The 15934-nt window shown below is 62.3% G+C and carries 13 protein-coding genes; 8 read left to right on the plus strand and 5 right to left on the minus strand.

Annotated features, from left to right (window positions below; all coding sequences use genetic code 11):
- Positions 1-26 precede the first annotated feature (26 nt).
- From C9E81_RS03840 to C9E81_RS03860, 5 genes are all read right to left on the minus strand, one after another.
- Positions 27-539, minus strand: coding sequence for a holin family protein (locus C9E81_RS03840; RefSeq protein WP_122110956.1), 513 nt, complete (start codon positions 537-539; stop codon positions 27-29).
- Entirely contained in the window at positions 530-1141 is a 612-nt protein-coding gene (locus C9E81_RS03845) for a holin-associated N-acetylmuramidase (protein WP_122110957.1), read from the minus strand. The genes C9E81_RS03840 and C9E81_RS03845 overlap by 10 nt, the downstream gene beginning before the upstream one ends.
- Before the next feature lie 104 nt (positions 1142-1245).
- Positions 1246-1695: a cytochrome c maturation protein CcmE gene (gene ccmE / locus C9E81_RS03850; RefSeq protein WP_122111159.1), complete on the minus strand. Its 450-nt coding sequence runs from the start codon at positions 1693-1695 to the stop codon at positions 1246-1248.
- An 18-nt stretch (positions 1696-1713) separates the two neighbouring features.
- A complete protein-coding gene (locus tag C9E81_RS03855; protein ID WP_122110958.1) occupies positions 1714-2526 on the minus strand; it encodes a glutamate racemase in 813 nt (270 codons plus the stop codon).
- Positions 2527-2606: 80 nt separating this feature from the next.
- On the minus strand, positions 2607-5996 hold the full coding sequence (locus tag C9E81_RS03860; protein ID WP_122110959.1) for an indolepyruvate ferredoxin oxidoreductase family protein: 3390 nt from the start codon (positions 5994-5996) through the stop codon (positions 2607-2609).
- A gap of 161 nt (positions 5997-6157) precedes the next feature.
- On the opposite strand from C9E81_RS03860, the gene C9E81_RS03865 reads away from it, so the two are divergent.
- The 8 genes from C9E81_RS03865 to folE2 all read left to right on the plus strand — a co-directional run bounded on the left by C9E81_RS03865 (position 6158) and on the right by folE2 (position 15686).
- Positions 6158-7063: a LysR family transcriptional regulator gene (locus C9E81_RS03865; RefSeq protein WP_122110960.1), complete on the plus strand. Its 906-nt coding sequence runs from the start codon at positions 6158-6160 to the stop codon at positions 7061-7063.
- 512 nt (positions 7064-7575) lie between these two features.
- Positions 7576-8856 (plus strand): Hint domain-containing protein, encoded by a 1281-nt coding sequence (locus tag C9E81_RS23090; RefSeq protein ID WP_243698479.1) that lies wholly within the window; start codon positions 7576-7578, stop codon positions 8854-8856.
- A gap of 175 nt (positions 8857-9031) precedes the next feature.
- Entirely contained in the window at positions 9032-11212 is a 2181-nt protein-coding gene (gene purL / locus C9E81_RS03875) for a phosphoribosylformylglycinamidine synthase subunit PurL (RefSeq protein WP_122110961.1), read from the plus strand.
- Positions 11209-12354, plus strand: coding sequence for a bifunctional 2-C-methyl-D-erythritol 4-phosphate cytidylyltransferase/2-C-methyl-D-erythritol 2,4-cyclodiphosphate synthase (locus tag C9E81_RS03880; RefSeq protein ID WP_122110962.1), 1146 nt, complete (start codon positions 11209-11211; stop codon positions 12352-12354). Before purL ends, C9E81_RS03880 begins: the two co-directional genes overlap by 4 nt.
- 4 nt (positions 12355-12358) lie before the next feature.
- Complete coding sequence (locus C9E81_RS03885; RefSeq protein ID WP_122110963.1) at positions 12359-12850, plus strand: phosphatidylglycerophosphatase A family protein; 492 nt, start codon at positions 12359-12361, stop codon at positions 12848-12850.
- On the plus strand, positions 12847-13317 hold the full coding sequence (locus tag C9E81_RS03890; RefSeq protein ID WP_122110964.1) for a CinA family protein: 471 nt from the start codon (positions 12847-12849) through the stop codon (positions 13315-13317). Before C9E81_RS03885 ends, C9E81_RS03890 begins: the two co-directional genes overlap by 4 nt.
- A gap of 103 nt (positions 13318-13420) precedes the next feature.
- A complete protein-coding gene (gene metZ, locus C9E81_RS03895; RefSeq protein ID WP_122110965.1) occupies positions 13421-14608 on the plus strand; it encodes an O-succinylhomoserine sulfhydrylase in 1188 nt (395 codons plus the stop codon).
- A gap of 115 nt (positions 14609-14723) precedes the next feature.
- Positions 14724-15686 carry a GTP cyclohydrolase FolE2 gene (folE2, locus tag C9E81_RS03900; protein ID WP_122110966.1) on the plus strand — a complete coding sequence of 321 codons (963 nt, stop codon included), beginning with the start codon at positions 14724-14726 and terminating at the stop codon, positions 15684-15686.
- Positions 15687-15934: the final 248 nt, after the last annotated feature.

Consider the following 15934-nt stretch of genomic DNA (forward strand, 5'->3'; position numbering starts at 1 on the left):
CTTTGCCTGTCAGTTTTCCGTGTGGCTTATCCGCGCAGGCTTGCCGCCCAATCCCGCAAGGCCGCGTTATCGGCGAAATCGTCGTCGGGCGCGGCCAGGACCGTTTCATCCTGCGCAGCGGCAGGCTTACGCGCGGGCCAGACGCGATGCCGGAAATAATGTGCCTCGCGTGCCCCGAAATAAAATCCGACGATGGCGCCCAGCAGCCACCAGAGCGGCTCGGGCACCTGCTGCAAACCCTCCATGCGCAGCCCGAACCCTTCTGGCTCGATCATGGCATAGACGAAAAGCGCCATTGTTCCCAAGGCCAAAGCGGGTCGGGGAAGGCGATTCAGGCCATTGACGAAACTATCGAACCATCCCGATGGCTCGATCCGGAACTCCTGCCCCAACTGGGTGATGGTATGACCATATGCCGCTTCGTCAAGTTCCATCCGGCGGGTTGCGTTGCGGGTGAAAACCTCGGCCACGTCACGCGCGGCGCCACCGATTGCAGCCACTGCCGGAGCGCCTCCGGCAAGCCGGCCTATCACCCCCATGCCGCTACCCTCTCACGATGTTCGGTTTCTGTCAGATGATAGCGGGGCGCGATAAATTCCTCGGCCCGTCTGATCCAGCCACCCTTTCCACCGCCTCGATTGCGGGCATATTTGCGGCTGGCCGGGCGGCGGTCGGCCAAAGCATAGTAATAATTGCGCCGGGCGATCCCGTAGGCATCGGCCAAATGGCCGGGAGCCGCCTTGGCCGCAGCCTGCGCGGCAAGGATCGTTCGCGGCCCGATCACCCCGTCGGCCCGCACGGAAAATCCCATCCTCGACAGCAGACGCTGCAGGATCTTTACCGCATTGGCGCCTGCATTCACATACATGTCGAACACACTGGCCTGTATGGCCTGCGGCAATTCCACCAGCTGGGGCCTGTGGAAATAATGTTCGATGAAAATCCGCTCGGCCCGCGCGGGCGTCAGCGCCTTCACATCGGTATTGTCCACCCTGCCGTTACCGTCCAGATCCAGTCCGAGCCTGCGCATCGTGCCTATGGTGACTCCGTGTTTCGTGGCGCCGCCCGGATCGTCCGGGTCGTTCACGTATCCGCCCTCGCGGGCGACGATCTCGCGTGCGATATCTTTAACGCTTGGCATTGCATCCCCTCTGGTTCACGCCGCCGGAATCGGCGGATGTGACAAGGGTGACCCGTGCCGGTTAACCTCGCCTTAACCATGCGCGCGTTGCCAGAACCTGAAAATCAGCTTTCAGGTTCCTGATACACGCCGCTTTCCTTGAGCGTATCGACCACTTCACGCGGCATGTAGGTCTCGTCATGTTTCGCCAGAAGCGAACGGGCCTCGAAACGGCCATCGCGGTAAAAGCCCTTGGCGATGGTGCCCTGCCCTTCCTTGAACAGATCGGGGCGAGGATCCCGGCCAATGTAACTTACCGGGATCTCGACTGCACCATCGGTGATGACGAAATCAAAGGCGACCCCGTCGCGATTCACGATCGAGCCCTCTTTCACCAATCCGCCAAGCTGGAAGAATTCGTCCGGGGCGGGGGCGCTTTCGCTGACCTGCGTAGGCGAACGATACAGGTTGATACCGTCACGGAAACCATAACCGATCAGCGCAACCGCGATCACCAATGCCACGGCGGCCCCCAGCAGAACCTGGATGCGGCGACGCTTCTTCAGTGATTTCAGACCGGCCATTCCGCCTCCTCAAGCTGCTTCGAACCGGAGCGGGCGGCGCAGGAACTGCACGGCCTTGCCCGACACCCGAACCGGATCGCCCGTGGTCAGGAAGCGCGACTGCGTGCCCTCGCCCAGGAATTCGGGCCTGCGCTCCAGATAATCCGCAAGGCTTTCTGCCACCAGCCCCGGCTGACTGTAAACCGTCACCTGCTCTCCGAGCGCGCGCTGAAACACCGCCTCGACCAGCGGGTAATGCGTGCAGCCGAGGATAGCCGCCTCGGGCCGTGGCATGCGGCGCAGCAGGGCCTCGACATGGCTGGTCACCAGCGCTTCGGCCAGGATCTCGTCCCCCTGCTCGATAGCGTCGACGACCCCACCGCAGGGCTGCGCCTCGACATCCACGCCCACGGCGCGGAAGGCCAGCTCGCGTTGGAAGGCCCGGCTGGCAACCGTCGCAGGCGTGGCGAACAGCGCCACCTGCTTGACCACCACCTCGCGTGGCGGCGAGTTGTCGCCCCAACGGCGCTCGGTCAGCGCCTCGATCATCGGCACGAATACCCCGAGGACGCGCTTGTTTTCCGGCAGCCATGTTTCCTGCATCCGGCGCAAGGCGGCGGCACTGGCGGTATTGCAGGCAAGGATCACCAGGTCGCAGCCCTCCTGCCACAGCCGTTCGACGCCCGCACAGGTCAGGTCGAAAATGTCGTCGGCATCGCGAACCCCGTAAGGAGCATTGGCATTGTCGCCAAGATAGACCAGCGGCAGATCGGGCAGCCTTTCGGCAATGGCGCGATGGATCGTCAGCCCACCCAGCCCCGAATCGAAAACCCCAACCGCCATGTTGTCTCTCCATCACCCGCGTGACGCCGTTTTAGGGTGCCACGCGGGATTTGGAAATGACACAAATGTTTGAGACCCGGCTACTCGGCCGCCTCGCGAAGCGGCGCTCCGCCCGAGCGGAATTGCGCCAACAGTTCCTCGCGCCGCTGCGCCGCCTCGTCCGCCGCCTTGTCCTTGACAGGGCCAAAACCACGCACCGTCAGCGGCAGTTCCGCCAGTTCGATCGCGATGGGCATGGTCGCGTCCGTCACCGCCGCCAGAACCTCGCGCATATCGGCCTCGTATTCGCGGATCATGGCGCGTTCGCGGCGGCGTTCGGGCATATAACCGAAAGGATCGAAGGGCGTGCCGCGCAGAACCTTCATTGCCGCCAGCAGCCTGAAGCCTTTCAGCATCCACGCCCCGAATTCGCGCTTCTTCGGGCGTCCCTCGGCATCCCTGCCCGGCAGAACCGGCGGAGCAAGATGGAAGGACAGTTTCACATCCCCCTCCCATGTCTCGGCAACCCGGCCGGCGGTGTCCAGATGCAGGCGCGCAACTTCGTATTCATCCTTGTAGGACAGTAGCTTGTAGTAACCACGCGCGACGGATTCCCGCAAATCACCGGGTGCGGCTTCAACCAGCTTGCGGAATTTCTTCTCCAACCGCTTGCCCTGGTAATCGACCAGCCGGGCAGCGCGATATTCGATCGGATCAACCGGAAGCTCGGTGATCTTCGCGGGTTTTGTTGCCTGTTCCGGGAAAGCGATCGCCCATCGTCCGATCTGGAATGCGCGCTGGTTTTCCTCGACCTTGGTGCCATTCAGGCGAATCGCCTCCATGATCGCCTCGAAGGTGAGCGGCAACAGTCCCCGTTGCCAGCAGGCCCCCAGCACCAGCATGTTGGAATAGATCGAGTCCCCCAGCAGACGCAGCGCCAGTTCATTGGCATCAAAGAATGCCGCATTATCGCCCAACCGCGCCTCCAGCGACAGTTTCAGCCGGTCCGATGGCACCTGGAAATCGCGGAAACGGGTGAAATCGCCGGTGATGATCTCATGATCGTTGACCACGGCACCGGTCCGGCCCTTCGTCATCAGGCCGATGGTCTTGGCCCCCGCGGTCACGATCAGATCACCGCCGACGACGCAATCTGCCTCGCCCACGGCAACCCGAATGGCGCTGATATCCTCGGGCTGGTTGGCCAAGCGCAGATGGATATGCACGGCGCCGCCCTTCTGGGCCAGCCCGGCCATTTCCATCATGCCCGCCCCCTTGCCGTCGATATGCGCCGCCTGCGCCAGAACTGCGCCAATCGTGACGACTCCGGTTCCGCCGACACCTGTAATCACAACGTTATGCGTGCCGTCTATCTCGGGCAGCGCGGGCATGGGCAGGTCCGGCAGTTCGAATGCCTCTGCCTTGGGCTTGCGCAGCTTGCCGCCGCGAACCGAGACGAAGCTGGGGCAGAAGCCGTTCACGCAGGAGTAATCCTTGTTGCAGCTCGACTGGTCGATCTGACGCTTGCGGCCCAGTTCGGTGTCCAGCGGCACCACCGAGACGCAATTTGACTGCACCCCGCAATCGCCGCAGCCCTCGCAGACCTCGGGGTTGATCCAGATGCGCAGATCGGGGTCAGGAAACGCCCCCTTCTTGCGGCGGCGGCGCTTCTCGGCAGCGCAGGTCTGGATATAGAGAATGGCGCTGACACCCTCTGCCGATTCCAGTTCGCGCTGGACATTCATCATCTCGGCGCGCTCCTCGAAACGCAGCCCCGAGGGGAATTGCTTGCGGTCTACATCCTCTTTCTCGTCATAGACGACGATCACCGGATCGACGCCCATCGCGGTCAGCTCCCGCGCGATCTGGGGCGCGTTCAATCCGCCCTCGTTCGGCTGCCCGCCAGTCATCGCTACCGCATCGTTATAGAGGATCTTGTAGGTGATATTGGTGCCCGCAGCCAGGGCCGCCCGGATCGCCAAAGAACCGGAATGGTTATAGGTTCCGTCGCCAAGGTTCTGGAAAACATGCGGCCTTTTGCTGAACGGAGCCTCTCCGACCCAGTTCACACCCTCGCCGCCCATATGGGTGAAACCCTCGGTCTCGCGGCCCATCCACTGCACCATGTAGTGACAGCCGATCCCGGCATAGGCGCGGCTTCCTTCCGGCAATCTGGTGGAGGTGTTATGCGGACAGCCCGAGCAATACCACGGCGTGCGGGTCGCGATCTCGGAGGCGTTGTCGTTGCGCAGGACCTCGGTCAGCCGGGCCAGCCCGGCCTTGATATGTTCGGTGCCGCGCCCCTCCTCGATCAGGATGCCGCCGATCTTCTGCGCGATCATCACCGGGTCCAGCGCATATCGCGTGGGAAACAGTTCCTCGCCGGTGCGATCATGTTTCCAGCCATGCACCCGGCGGCCGTGGCGATTATCGAAGATCGCCTCTTTCAACTGCACCTCGATCAGCTTTCGTTTTTCTTCGACGCAGACGATAAGTTCCAGATTCTCGGACCATTCCTGCATGGACTTCATGTCCAGCGGCCAGGTTTGCCCAACTTTGTAGGTGGTCAGGCCCAGGCGCTCTGCCTCGGCCTCGTCGATCCCCAGAAGCGACAGAGCGTGCACGAGATCCAGCCAGTTCTTGCCCGCCGCGACGAAGCCGATCTTGGCGCCCGGCTTGCCCCAGATCTTGCGGTCGATGCGATTGGCCCGGCTGAAAGCCTCTGCCGCCCACCGCTTGTGGTCGATCATCCGCGCCTCTTGCAGCACCGGAGTATCGCCAAGGCGGATATTCAGCCCACCCTCGGGCATCCTGAAATCGGGCATCACGAAGGTCAGCCGGTGCGGGTCGCCATTAACCACCGCCGTCGCCTCTACCGTGTCCTTCATGGTCTTGAGTCCGGTCCAGACCCCGGCAAAGCGCGACAGCGCAAAGCCATAAAGGCCGTAATCTAGGATTTCCTGGACCCCCGCCGGGGACAGCACCGGGATATAGGCGTCGATCATCGCCCAGTCCGACTGATGCAGCACGGTCGAGCTTTCTCCCGTGTGATCGTCGCCCATGGCCATCACGACGCCGCCATGTTTCGACGAACCGGCCATATTGGCATGGCGCATCACATCGCCGGTGCGGTCCACCCCCGGCCCCTTGCCATACCAAAGGGCATAAACGCCGTCATATTTGCCCTCGCCGCGCAGTTCCGCCTGCTGGCTGCCCCAGATAGCCGTCGCGGCCAGATCCTCATTGAGGCCGGGTTGAAAGAGAACGCCGGCCTCGGTCAGCCGCTTGCCTTCGCGCATCATCTGCAGATCGACGCCCCCGAGGGGGCTGCCGCGGTAACCGGTCACGTAACCCGCCGTGTTCAGACCGGCGGCTTTGTCACGTGCCGCCTGCATAAGCATCAGCCGCACAAGTGCCTGCGTGCCGTTCAACAATACGTGCGGCTTCGACAGGTCAAAGCGGTCGGCTAGCGAGAATTCTTGCTTGCTCATCCTGCGTCTCCTCCAATGCCCGAAGGGCTTACAGGGATTATAGGTCAGAATAGCTGACCGATAAAGGATTAATTCCCGGCTTGACGTAAAGCGCGCGGACAGGCAGGTGGTTGGCAGATTTGCAAAAAACGCATGGCTGCCAAGGCAGGATTGTAACAGCGATGGACTGGGACAAGTTAAGAATATTTCACGCGGTCGCCGATGCCGGCAGCCTGACGCATGCTGGGGATACGCTGCATCTGTCGCAATCCGCCGTCAGCCGGCAGATCCGCGCGCTTGAGGAAGCACTGGGAACCACCCTGTTTCACCGCCATGCCCGCGGGCTGATTCTCACCGAGCAGGGAGAGCTTCTGTTCGAAGCCACCTCTTCAATGGCGCGCAAGCTTGACAGTGCCTCGGCCAGGATGCGCGACAGCACCGAGCATGTGCTGGGCGAATTGAAGGTCACCACCACGGTCGGCTTCGGCACATTGTGGCTGGCGCCGCGCCTGGTCAAGCTTTACGAGAAATACCCGGATCTCAAGATCGACCTGATGCTGGAGGAACGCGTTCTCGACCTGCCCATGCGCGAAGCCGACGTCGCCATCCGCATGAAGGAACCCAGCCAATCCGACCTGATCCGCCGGCGGCTGCTGAATATCCGCATGCGGCTTTACGCGACGCAGAATTATCTGGATCGCGCCGGCACGCCCACTTGCATGGCGGATCTGTCCAGCCACCGGCTCATCTGTCAGAAGATCGACCAGCCGCAAGTCGCGGCCGGCGCCCGCCTGATTCAGGAAATCATGGCTCAGAACATCGCCTCGACCCTGACGGTGAACAATTACTTCGGCGTCTTGCAGGGCGTTCTGGCCCATGTCGGCATCGGTGTTCTGCCCGACTACCTGACGGCGGATCACCCGGCACTGGTGCGGGTCCTGCCCGATATCGATTCTGCCGAAGTGCCGGTCTTCCTCGCTTATCCCGAGGAACTCCGCCAGACCCGGCGCGTCGCGGTCTTTCGGGATTTCGTGCTGGAAGAGATCCAGTCCTATCGCCGCAGCCAGAGTGAAGGCGCAATCCGCTGACAGACCACCGGTTTCATAATCGAGGCAGGAGCGGGGCCGACAGGCTGAATCGAACTGGTCCTGCCGCGAAGTACCGCACCTTATACCAAGGCCGCGTCATCGGCGAAAATTCGCCGATTTGGCGTATTTTCCGCAATAATTACGACTTTTTCCTGTAGCCATTCGGCCACTGCATGCCCGCTATGCTGCGCACGCAGCATGTTTCCCCTTGAATGGTGCACAGTCTGCACATAAATCGGTCTTCGAAGGCGATGGTTTGCGTAATCGCTCATCACCTTCTACCTCCCTGTTGGACTTAGGCCGGGCCTCGTGCCCGGCTTTTTTTTGCCCGCCAGGCATTCCGCAGCATCTCCCGCCTACCCCATACATGGTGCATCCATGCCTATGCGGGGCAAAATTGATAAAATTCGCAGCGTAAATGGTTCTAGAAAGGCCTTCCCCTAAACTCAAGTTTAGTTTTTTTGACTGCATGACTGCCCAGAAGAACTTTTGGATGGTCAGGGAAACAAGATATGGCTTGGGTTCAGGTTACGGATGACGGGGATGGGACCACGCCCCAATCATATACGGATGCAGATGGCGATTCCACGTCGATGATGGTCTACGCCGCTGGCGGTCAGCCTACCCCCTATTATTATGCCGGGCCGCCATCTTATTGGATTATCGGTGACGACAGCCAGACAGCGGCGGAATTGCATGGCCACAGCTTCACCGAACCGGCGCATGTTCTGCGCGTGGATATATCTTATCTGGACAGCGGTGATTTCGCCAATTTCGCCTATCAAGATATTGACGGCAATGTAACGCACATCAATCTTATTGAGTGGATTGAAGATGGCAATGCTGTCGTCAGGTTGGGTGAGGGGCATTCGATCGGGGAGTTGCCGGCAAACCCGAATGTAAAGGGCCTGAAGGGTTCAAAGGATCAGCCGGGGGAACCGGACGGCACAAGCGAAGTGGAGCTTTACTTTCCTAATCCCGCAAAGACCTTCTACATCGGCAGAAATGCGGTTCGGGGAGAGCTGGTCCGCGATGAATATGCCTATCAGCTTTATTACGATGATCATGACTCCTTTGTGTCCGACGAACCGGAAGAGCCTCCTGCCCCATCCGAGCCGGAATCCCCCCCTCCCCCGCCAATCCGGAAGGAACCGCCCCCTCCTCCTAGAGCTACCTGTTTTACATCCGGCACATTGATCGATACCGATACTGGCGCAAAAGCGGTGGAAACCCTTCAGGTCGGCGACCGCGTGCGCACGATGGATCACGGCCTCCAGGAAATTCGCTGGATCGGCGCCACCAGGATATCGGCCACCGATCTTGCTGTGAATCCCAAGTTGCTACCGATTCGCATTAAAGCCAGTGCGCTCGGGCAGGATTTGCCTCAGCGGGATCTGCTCGTCAGCCGACAGCACCGCATACTTGTCAGCTCGAATATCGTGCAGCGAATGTTCGGGACCTCCCAGATCCTCATTCCTGCCATCAGCTTGGTCGGGATCGATGGGATCGAGATCGTTTCCGATGTGGATAGCGTAATCTATTGGCATATCCTCTTCGACCGGCACGAGATCATCTTTGCGGAAGAAACCCCAACCGAAAGTCTGTTCATCGGTCCCGAGGCGTTGAAAAGCGTGCCTGCCGACTCCCGGAAGGAAATCGAAGCACTGTTCCCACAGCTTTTCGATCCGGATTTTGCTCCATCGCCCGCCCGTCTCATTCCGGCCAAGGTCTCACAAATCCGGCAACTCGTCGCGCGGCACACAAAACATCCAATGAGACCTCTGTCCTCCTGACGGAAAGCTACGGAACAATTGACCATTGCCGCAGGCGCCACATGGTTCTTTCTGCCCTGCTCCCGCGGACCGGGATTTCGGTTCGCGGGATCGCCTTTCCGGATCGCATTGCCCTTCCCAATCCGTGCAACTCACCATAAAAGGCGGCTGACTCCACCGGCAGGAAGGGCCAATCATGCAGGATCCGACGATCACCCCGGAATTGATCGCCGCGCACGGGCTGAAACCCGATGAATATGACCGCATCCTGCAGATCATCGGACGCGAGCCGACATTCACCGAGATGGGCATCTTCTCGGCGATGTGGAACGAGCATTGTTCCTACAAGTCATCAAAGAAATGGCTACGCACCCTGCCGACCGAAGGCCCACAGGTGATCTGCGGCCCCGGCGAGAATGCGGGCGTCGTGGATATCGGCGACGGTCAGGCCGTGGTCTTCAAGATGGAAAGCCACAATCACCCCTCTTATATCGAGCCCCATCAGGGTGCCGCGACTGGCGTGGGCGGCATCCTGCGTGACGTGTTCACCATGGGCGCGCGCCCCATCGCCGCGATGGACTCGCTATCCTTCGGACGCCCCGAGCATCCCAAGACCCCGCATCTGGTCAAGGGCGTGGTTGAGGGGATCGGCTCTTACGGCAATTGCTTCGGCGTGCCCAATGTCGGCGGCGAGGTGCGGTTCCACGCATCCTATGACGGCAACTGCCTCGTGAACGCCTTTGCCGCCGGATTGGCCGATGCCGACAAGATTTTCTACTCTGCCGCCTCGGGCGTTGGAATGCCGGTGGTCTATCTGGGCGCGAAAACCGGGCGCGACGGTGTTGGCGGCGCGACCATGGCCAGCGCCGAGTTCGATGACACGATCGAGGAAAAGCGCCCCACCGTGCAGGTCGGCGACCCCTTTACCGAGAAATGCCTGCTGGAAGCCTGCCTTGAACTGATGGCTTCGGGCAGCGTGATCTCGATCCAGGACATGGGTGCGGCGGGATTGACCTGCTCGGCCGTCGAGATGGGCGACAAGGGCGGCCTCGGCATCAAGCTGATCCTCGACGAGGTGCCGCAGCGCGAAACCAACATGACCGCCTATGAGATGATGCTGTCCGAAAGCCAGGAGCGTATGCTCATGGTGCTGAAGCCCGAGAAAGAGGCCGAGGCGCGGGCAATCTTTGAGAAATGGGATCTCGATTTCGCCATCGTAGGCGAAACCATCCCCGAGGATCGGTTCCTGATCCTGCATGGCAACGAGGTGAAGGCCGATCTGCCGCTGTCGAAACTGTCCTCCTCGGCGCCCGAATATGACCGTCCCTGGGTCGAAACCCCGGCGGCAGGCCCGACCCCGGCACTGCCCGCAATCACTCCGATCGCCGCGCTGAAGGCACTGATCGGCAGCCCGAACTACGCCCATAAGGCATGGGTATGGGAGCAATACGACACGCAGGTCGGTGCCGACACCATCCGCCGTCCCGGACTGGGCGCGGGGGTAGTGCGCGTGCATGGCACCCGGAAAGCGCTGGCATTCACCAGCGACGTCACCCCGCGCTATGTCCGTGCCAATCCCTACGAGGGCGGCAAGCAGGCCGTGGCCGAAGCCTATCGCAATCTCTGCGCAACCGGCGCCGCGCCCCTGGCCACCACGGACAATCTCAATTTCGGCAATCCCGAAAAACCCGAGATCATGGGCCAGTTCGTCGGTGCCATCAAGGGCATCGGAGAGGCCTGCGCTGCGCTGGATTTCCCCATCGTCTCGGGCAATGTCTCGCTCTACAACGAAACCGACGGCAAGGGCATCCTGCCCACCCCCACCATCGGCGGTGTCGGCCTGATCGGGGATATCGACGAGTTGATCGCGGGCCTTCCCTCCGAGGGCGATCTGGCACTGGTCATAGGCGAGACCGCGGGGCATCTGGGCCAATCCGCCCTGGCCCATGAGGCTTTCGGGATCGAGGCGGGCGACGCCCCGCATGTCGATCTGAGGGCCGAGCGCGAACATGGCGAATTCCTGCGCGCCAATCGCAGGCACGTAAGCGCAGCAACCGATCTTTCCGACGGCGGCCTTGCGCTGGCCGCGTTCGAGATGGCCGAGGCTGCGGGCATTGGCCTGACCCTCGACAGCGCCGATATCGCCCAGCTTTTCGGCGAAGATCAGGCCCGCTACCTGATCGCCTGCCCCCTTGATGCCGTGGAGCCCCTGATCGCCGCCGCAAAATCCGCCGGGGTGCCACTTGCGGCCGTGGGACGCTTTGGCGGGGATCATGTCACCCTGGGCGATGACCGGGCACTGCTGGCCGATCTGTCGGAGCTCTATCGCACCGCCTTCGCCCGCGCCATCAAGGGCGACATGCCCGATCACGCATGACGATCCGCGCGCCCGCAGGCTATGCCGCCATAGTCCTCGCTGCCGGGCGCGGCGTTCGTGCCGGCGGCACGCAACCGAAACAGTGGTGCGATCTCGGCGACCGTCCGGTGCTCGCCCGTGCGCTGGATGCCTTTGCCGGGTTCGAACGGGTCGTCCTTGTCGTTCACGAGGATGATATGGGGGCGGCTATCGCCCAATTCGCCGGCCCCGTCACCATCGTCACCGGGGGCGAGACCCGTTCCGCCAGCGTCATGGCCGGGCTGACGGCGCTGGAAGGTCAGGCGAGCCATGTCCTGATCCATGACGGCGCCCGCCCCCTGACGCCAGCGCCGGTCATTCAAGGGGTCATCGACGCGCTGGAAGGCGACGCCATCGCCGCCGCCCCCGGCCTGGCCGTGTCAGACACGCTCTGGCACGGGGAAGCGGGGCATGTTTCGGGCATCACGCCACGCGACGGGCTGTATCGTGCCCAGACCCCGCAGGGCTTCCGCCTGCCCCATATCATCGCCGCCCATCGTGCCCATCCCGAAGGTGCCACCGACGATGTGGCGCTGGCCTTGAAGATGGGTCATCCGGTTGCCATTACCGAGGGCAGCGAAGACAACCTGAAGATCACATGGCCGGGTGATTTCGCCCGCGCCGAGAAGCTGCTGGGGGGCGCGATGGATATCCGCTTGGGCAATGGGTTCGACGTGCATGCTTTCGGGCCGGGGGACCATGTCTGGCTCTGCGGCATCCGCATCCCGCATGACGCGGGTCTGGTAGGCCATTCCGACGCCGATGTCGGCATGCATGCCCTGACCGACGCAATCTATGGCGCGCTGGCCGAAGGTGACATCGGCCGCCATTTTCCGCCCTCCGATCCGCAATGGAAGGGCCTGGCCAGCGAAATCTTCCTGCGCCACGCCATCGACCTTGCGCGCGAGCGGGGTTTTCGCCTCGCCAATGTGGACGTGACCCTGATCTGCGAAATGCCGAAAATCGGCCCCCATGCCAGCGCCATGCAGGCCCGCCTGTCCGAGGTGATGCAAACCGAGGCCAACCGCATCAGCGTCAAGGCCACCACCTCGGAGCGGCTCGGCTTTACCGGGCGGGGCGAGGGTATCGCGGCGATCGCGACAGCCAGCCTGATCAAGGGATAGAGCCATGGAAAGACTTCTCTGCACCTGGTTCGGCGCGGGCCTGCTGCGCCCCGCCTCCGGCACATGGGGCTCTGCGGTCGCGGTCCTTCTCGGTGTGCTCTTGCATCGCATCGGCCACTTTCCCCTGCTGGCAATCGCCACCGTCGCTGTCACCATTGCCGGTTTCTGGTCTGTCCGCCGCTATACCCGGGGCATGGCCGATCCGGACCGCAGCGAAATCGTCATCGATGAGGTGGCCGGCCAGTGGCTCGCACTATGCTTCCCCTCGGCCGCCTTCTTCTTTGCACAAATGCCTTCCAGCAGTTTTCCCTATCCCGGCTGGCTGGCCGCCTTTGCCTTCTTCCGCCTCTTCGATATCTGGAAGCCTTGGCTGGTCGGGCGTGCCGACCGCGAGGGCGGCGTTGACGGCGTGATGAAGGATGATCTTTGGGCCGGTCTGTTTGCCGGTATCGCCACGTTGATTGCCGCCGCAATCGCGCATCTGGTGCTGCTATGAGCCTCGCCGCCGATGTCCTGGAGGCCGCCCGCGCCCGCGCGGTCACGATTGCCACCGCGGAAAGCTGCACCGGCGGCCTGATCGCCGGAGCATTGACCGAAGTGCCGGGCTCTTCCGACGTGGTGGATCGCGGCTTCGTCACCTATTCCAACGCCGCCAAGCAGCAGATGCTTGGCGTCCGTGTAACGACGCTGGAAAGTCATGGCGCGGTCAGCGAAGCCGTCGCGGCCGAGATGGCCTCGGGTGCACTGATCCGCTCTGATGCCAGCCTGGCCGTCGCCGTCACCGGCATCGCAGGGCCCGGCGGTTCGGAACACAAGCCCGAGGGCCGGGTCTGTTTCGGCATCGCCGACGCGTTCGGCACCACCACCGAAACCGTCGAATTCGGCGCCATCGGCCGGGGGCAGGTCCGCGCGGCGACAGTAGATCATGCGCTGCGGCTGCTACTGGCGGCACTGGAACGATAACCCGGCTGCACATGGTCCCGACATACCGGGCCTGAGTGCGCCGGGCTTGCAATGACATCCCTGCCGGACTAATCCGCTGGAACCAGCAAGAGGCAAGCATGATATGAGCGTCACGTCAGCCAAGGGGCTTCACCCCCGCACACAGGCCGTCCATCACGGTACCCGTCGCAGCCAGTATGGCGAGATGGCCGAGGCGATCTACCTGACGCAGGGCTTCGTCTATGACAGCGCCGCGCAGGCCGAGGCACGCTTTGTCGAAAGCGGCCCGGACGAGTTCATCTATGCCCGCTACGGCAACCCTACCAGCCGCATGTTCGAGGACCGCATGGCCGCGCTGGAAGGCACCGAGGACGCCTTCGCGACCGCCAGCGGCATGGCGGCGGTGAATGGCGCGCTGTTTTCCCTTTGCGCGCCGGGCGACCACGTTGTCGCGGCACGGGCTCTGTTCGGCTCCTGCCTCTATGTCCTGGACCTGCTGGCGAAATTCGGGGTCGAGGTCTCTTACGTCGATGGCACCGATCTGGATCAGTGGAAATCCGCGATCCGCCCCGGCACCAGGGCGGTGTTCTTCGAGTCGGTCTCGAACCCCGGGCTGGAAGTGATCGACATGAAGGCCGTTTCCGATCTCGCTCATTCGGCGGGCGCACTCGTCGTTGCGGATAACGTCTTTGCCACCCCGGTGTTTTCCCGCGCGGTCGAACTGGGTGCCGATGTCATCGTCTATTCCGCCACCAAGCATATCGATGGCGGCGGGCGGGCGCTTGCCGGTGTGGTTTGCGGCACGCGGGACTATATCCGCGGCACGCTGGAGCCCTATCTGAAACATACCGGCGGGGCGATCAGCCCGTTCCATAGCTGGATCATGCTGAACGGACTGGCAACGATGGATCTGCGGGTGCGTGCGCAGGCCGACAGCGCCGCCACGATCGCAAAGGCGATGCAGGGCCATCCCCGGCTGAAGCAGGTGATCTATCCCGGCCTGCCCGATCACCCGCAATACGAACTGGCGATGCGGCAGATGGGTTCAGGCGGCACGATGATCGCGCTGGAGGTCGAGGGCGGCAAGGACGCCGCTTTCACCACGCTTGACCGGCTGCGGATCGTCAGGATCTCCAACAATCTGGGCGACGCCAAATCCATCGTGACCCATCCCGCGACGACCACGCATCAGCGTCTTTCCGACGAGGACAAGACGCGGCTTGGCATCACCCCGGGCCTGCTGCGCCTGTCGGTCGGGCTGGAGGATGCGCAGGACCTGATCGGGGATTTGCGGCAGGCACTGGACCATTAGTTCGGCAAAACGTCCCAAACCGCCGGATTCCGGGGGTGATTTACGATAATCATCTCTTTAGAATGGTTCGGACTGTGCCCATATGGACGGGTGCAGTCCCAAGGAGGATGACCGCATGACCGAAGCCCGTCCGATGGTTCCGGCCTATCCGGCACTGAGCCGCGATTACGACGCCGAATTCCGTGTCGACGACACCTACAAGGCCAGCCTGCCCGACCTGCAGAACGGCCCGGCCAGCCTGATCGTCGGCGCACGCGCGCCCATACAGCATGTCGGCATCTCGAATTTCCGGCTGCCGATCCGTTATCAGACCCGCGATGGCGGAGAGATCACGCTGGAAACCAGCGTCACCGGCACGGTCAGCCTGGAAGCCGACCGAAAGGGTATCAACATGAGCCGGATCATGCGTTCCTTCTATGGCCATGCCGATCATCTTTTCAGCGTCAAGGTTCTGGAAGCCGCGCTGGACGACTACAAGGCCGATCTGGAGGCGTTCGATGCCCGGATCCAGATGTGCTTCTCTTACCCGATCCGGGTCGACTCGCTGCGCTCCGGATTGTCCGGCTGGCAATATTACGACATCTCGCAAGAGGTGATCGAGCATAAGGGCGAGCGGCTGCGGGTGATGCATTTCGACTATGTGTATTCCTCGACCTGCCCCTGTTCGCTGGAATTGTCGGAACATGCGCGCGAGACCCGTTCGCGCCTCGCGACCCCGCATTCGCAGCGCTCGATCGCCCGGATCTCGCTGGTGATGAACGGGCCGGAAAAGATATGGTTCGAGGATATCGTCGAACTCTGCCGCCGCGCAGTGCCGACGGAAACCCAGGTCATGGTCAAGCGCGAGGATGAACAGGCCTTCGCCGAGCTGAACGCCGCCAATCCGATCTTTGTCGAGGATGCGGTGCGGGCCTTTGCCAAGGAATTGCAGGCCGAGCCGCGGGTCGGCGATTTCCGCATCATCGCCAGCCACCAGGAATCGCTGCATTCGCATGATGCCGTCAGCCTTCTGGTCGATGGCCCGACCTTCGCGCAATCCTCGCTCGATCCGATGATTTTTGCCGGACTGCGGGCGTAGGATTGTTATCGGCCATATCCGCATGACGCGGCCTTTCATCAAAGGTGGATAGCGGGGCACTGCCATGTATACCCTCATCATCCTGGCAAAAATTGAACGGCGTCGCCCCGCAAGCCCGTTCTTGCCCGATTGCCGGATCTGCCCGTCTCGCAGGCGCATGAACTTCCGCCTCTCGGAACGGGATGACCCGCCCCGAAGTCGCCAGGACCGCTTTGTAACGAGCCTTGCTCCCGGGGCATTGGAAAGCG

The sequence above is a fragment of the Paracoccus alkanivorans genome, assembly GCF_003697785.1.
Classification (GTDB): Bacteria; Pseudomonadota; Alphaproteobacteria; order Rhodobacterales; family Rhodobacteraceae; genus Paracoccus; species Paracoccus alkanivorans.

Coding starts and splice junctions, on each gene's coding strand:
- metZ (WP_122110965.1), top strand. CDS start 13,421: ATGAGCGTCACGTCAGCCAAGGGGCTTCACCCCCGCACACAGGCCGTC.
- C9E81_RS03845 (WP_122110957.1), bottom strand. CDS start 1,141: ATGCCAAGCGTTAAAGATATCGCACGCGAGATCGTCGCCCGCGAGGGC.
- purL (WP_122110961.1), top strand. CDS start 9,032: ATGCAGGATCCGACGATCACCCCGGAATTGATCGCCGCGCACGGGCTG.
- C9E81_RS23090 (WP_243698479.1), top strand. CDS start 7,576: ATGGCTTGGGTTCAGGTTACGGATGACGGGGATGGGACCACGCCCCAA.
- C9E81_RS03890 (WP_122110964.1), top strand. CDS start 12,847: ATGAGCCTCGCCGCCGATGTCCTGGAGGCCGCCCGCGCCCGCGCGGTC.
- C9E81_RS03865 (WP_122110960.1), top strand. CDS start 6,158: ATGGACTGGGACAAGTTAAGAATATTTCACGCGGTCGCCGATGCCGGC.
- C9E81_RS03855 (WP_122110958.1), bottom strand. CDS start 2,526: ATGGCGGTTGGGGTTTTCGATTCGGGGCTGGGTGGGCTGACGATCCAT.
- C9E81_RS03840 (WP_122110956.1), bottom strand. CDS start 539: ATGGGGGTGATAGGCCGGCTTGCCGGAGGCGCTCCGGCAGTGGCTGCA.
- folE2 (WP_122110966.1), top strand. CDS start 14,724: ATGACCGAAGCCCGTCCGATGGTTCCGGCCTATCCGGCACTGAGCCGC.
- C9E81_RS03885 (WP_122110963.1), top strand. CDS start 12,359: ATGGAAAGACTTCTCTGCACCTGGTTCGGCGCGGGCCTGCTGCGCCCC.
- C9E81_RS03880 (WP_122110962.1), top strand. CDS start 11,209: ATGACGATCCGCGCGCCCGCAGGCTATGCCGCCATAGTCCTCGCTGCC.
- C9E81_RS03860 (WP_122110959.1), bottom strand. CDS start 5,996: ATGAGCAAGCAAGAATTCTCGCTAGCCGACCGCTTTGACCTGTCGAAG.